The following is a 3017-nucleotide window of genomic DNA, read 5'->3' on the forward strand; positions in this document are numbered from 1 at the left end:
CTTCCAGACTGGGCAAGGCCCCATAACAACCTCGGAACCAGCTTCGTGAACTTGGATCGTTATCAAGACGCTGCAGATGCGCTGGCCAAAGCCCTTAAACTTCGTCCCGTTTATCCTCTAGCATGGTCAAACCGCTGCTCAGTCGTGAGGCAGCTCAAGCGTCTAGATGAGGCGGCACATGACTGTAAAATGGCTGTGGATCAGGCACCAGAATTCGCTCCGGCACACTTAAATATGGCCCTGACTTTGATGGACAAGGGCGACTGGGCAGGTGCCGCGGCTAGTTATCAAAAAGCCCTAGCACTCGACCCGAACAATTATGATTCGCTTTATTTCTGGGCTTCCGCTTTAAGAGACCGCGGAGATTACCACGGAGCTATTCAGAGCTTTACCAAGCTGGCAGCGCTCTACCCTCGTAGCGAAGAAGCGAGGCGTGAACTCGAGCACACCCAGAGCCTAGCCGCTACCGGAGGAACTGCAAAAAACTAGCTACCAGGGGTCCCTGCAACGGCTATGAGGGTTGAGCCTAATAATCAAACAACATTGACTAATTAAGAAACATCTCAAGTTTTTCCAGCTATGACCGAAGCCTACTCTGAAGGTTAAATGCGTCTAACGCATCTTCGCCCACCGTGTCTTGCCCGGCTTAACCGGCGCGGTCTAACACAACCCCACCAGACTCACCGTATGTGCTCGCTGCCAACCGGCCTAGCGAGCACCACTCTTTTCGGTACTTTTTCATACACTCTTAGGATGCGAGTGTCTGCCTGAGGAGACGCAACGCATCACGCCCACTCAACACCCGCGCAGCCGTCAGGACACCACTAATCAAAGCGCCACTTACCCCGCAGGTTACTAAATCCTGCCCAGTCAGATACAAGCCGTCGATAGGCGTGTCAACCCGGAGCCAAGACTGTTTAAAGCGCTGAGGATCGTGACGCAGCCCGTATATTTCGCCATGTTCATAGCCGGCGAAGTGCTTAGTCGAAAGCGGAGTTGAAAGTTCAGCGATCTCAACATGGGATCTCACGCCCGGCAACTTGGCCTCAACGATGTCAAGCAGAACACCGGCCAGTTCGTCTTTCCAGGCGACGTAACCTTGCCCACGTTTTTGCCAGGAGCTATCTTCCCATGCACGAAAATTTTCAAAGTTAGCGGGAGCGATCACTTCGATGGTAGATAGTCCTGGATGAAGGATGGGCCACTCTGGATCTTTTACCGACGGAAATGAAATAAATACCACACGCGCCTCGTCACCAAGCAAGCGACTCAGTGCCGCAAAATTTTGATCCGCATGTGCGGCACGATGGAGCCACAAATTAGTGCTCTTTAGACCTAGACTCCGCGCGTCACCCTGCAGGCCTAGATAGAGACACACGTGCCCCATGGAGTAGTTTTTTTGCTTCAGGTATGCCGCCACATCATTGGGTATGGGTCTATGGGGAGCCACGAATTTCTGGTAAGTTTTCTCCACGCCTATGTCACTAATGACACATTGACTCGCCACATGCTGGCCATTTGCTAACTTGACGCCACTTAAGCGGCCTCTCTGGATGTCTAGAGCGCTCACCGAGGCGTTAACTACCATTTCTCCGCCACTCTCCTTAATCACCGGGTAAATCGTTTTGGCGATTGATGCGGCACCGCCACTTGGATAACTTGCGCCCCCAAAATAGTGGGATGCCACCATGGCATGCATGGCAAAGCTCGACGATTCTGGGGGCAATCCGTAATCACACCACTGTCCGGTCAGGACACGAGTGAGGGTCCGATTCTTGGTGATCCCGTCGAGAACAGCGCCAGTGGTTTGGCTCGCATAAGACAAAAACCTCTTACTGAGTGGACTAAATAAAAACCTACCGACCTTTGGTGGCAGCGCTCGCTGGAGAAAAAAAGGCGCGGAGCTCCTACTGACCTCTGCGACAAGTTGGAAGTAGCGATCGATGCCCTTCTTATCCTCTGGAAAGTAACGATAAAGTTGACGCACTAAGTGATCTTGACCTGCAATGAACTCGTAAGTCCGGCCATCAACTTCGATGGCATCGTAAATTTCGTCCATAGGCTGCCACGAAAGCTGTCCTTTAGTTATGTAGTCAAAAGTACGCCGTAGCCTGGAATCCTGCCTGGTCACGTCACCAATGTAATGGACCCCAACATCCCAGGTGTAGTTACCGCGACTGAACGTATGCGTGAAGCCCCCCGCCGTGTCGTGACGTTCACACACAAGGACCTTCCAACCAGCACGGGACAGACTTGCTGCAGCCGCCAATCCCCCCATACCTGAGCCCACCACTACGGCGTCGTAACTAGAAGCTAAGTCGGCTTTTTTAAGTTGCAGTCCACTATGCATAGAGCCCCCCCTTTTCACTAGCCTAATTCCTGCATTTTTTGCGCCAACGCCGGGCCCTTCCAAACCTTGCTGGTGACGCCAAATCATGCTACGACGATCCCCCTAACACCACCCGCCAATGGCGGACATTTCGATGGGATACGTATGAAAGTAAAAGCCGCTGTAGCATGGGGTCCAGGACAACCGCTGAGCATCGAAACGGTGGACCTAGAGGGACCAAAGGCGGGCGAAGTGCTGGTGCGGATCGTCGCCACGGGTGTTTGTCACACTGATGCCTATACGCTTTCCGGGGTCGATCCCGAGGGCCTCTTTCCGGTGATCCTTGGCCACGAAGGTGCTGGCGTCGTCGAGGCTGTTGGTGAGGGAGTCACGACGCTCACTAAGGGGGATCATGTGATACCCCTTTACACGCCAGAGTGCGGCACCTGTAAATTCTGCCTGTCTGGCAAAACAAACCTCTGCCAGCGCATCCGCGCCACCCAAGGCCGTGGACTGATGCCCGACGGAACCTCGCGGTTTTCCAAAGATGGCAAGATGATCCACCACTACATGGGGACCTCGACTTTCGCCGAATACACGGTGGTCCCGGAGATCGCACTGGCCAAAATTGATCCGAAGGCACCACTCGACAAGGTTTGCCTACTGGGTTGTGGCGTGACCACCGGCA

The 3017-nt window shown here is 53.7% G+C and carries 3 protein-coding genes; 2 read left to right on the forward strand and 1 reads right to left on the reverse strand.

The genetic code is table 11. The features are described from left to right. Nucleotides 1-489, forward strand: a 489-nt coding sequence (locus FJ146_19815; GenBank protein MBM4254219.1) for a tetratricopeptide repeat protein, incomplete at its 5' end; no start/stop codon positions are given. A 259-nt stretch (nucleotides 490-748) separates the two neighbouring features. Here FJ146_19815 and FJ146_19820 read toward each other — a convergent pair. Next, nucleotides 749-2437: an NAD(P)/FAD-dependent oxidoreductase gene (locus tag FJ146_19820; GenBank protein ID MBM4254220.1), complete on the reverse strand. Its 1689-nt coding sequence runs from the start codon at nucleotides 2435-2437 to the stop codon at nucleotides 749-751. A gap of 57 nt (nucleotides 2438-2494) precedes the next feature. Between FJ146_19820 and FJ146_19825 the strand changes: the two genes are divergently transcribed. Further along, on the forward strand, nucleotides 2495-3017 hold a 523-nt coding region (locus FJ146_19825), incomplete at its 3' end, for an S-(hydroxymethyl)glutathione dehydrogenase (protein MBM4254221.1).

The sequence above is a fragment of the Deltaproteobacteria bacterium genome, from assembly GCA_016874735.1.
GTDB lineage: Bacteria > Bdellovibrionota_B > Oligoflexia > Oligoflexales > CAIYRB01 > CAIYRB01.

Bases quoted from the DNA above. Each gene is read 5' to 3' on its own strand.
- FJ146_19820 (MBM4254220.1), bottom strand. From the start codon at position 2,437: ATGATTTGGCGTCACCAGCAAGGTTTGGAAGGGCCCGGCGTTGGCGCA.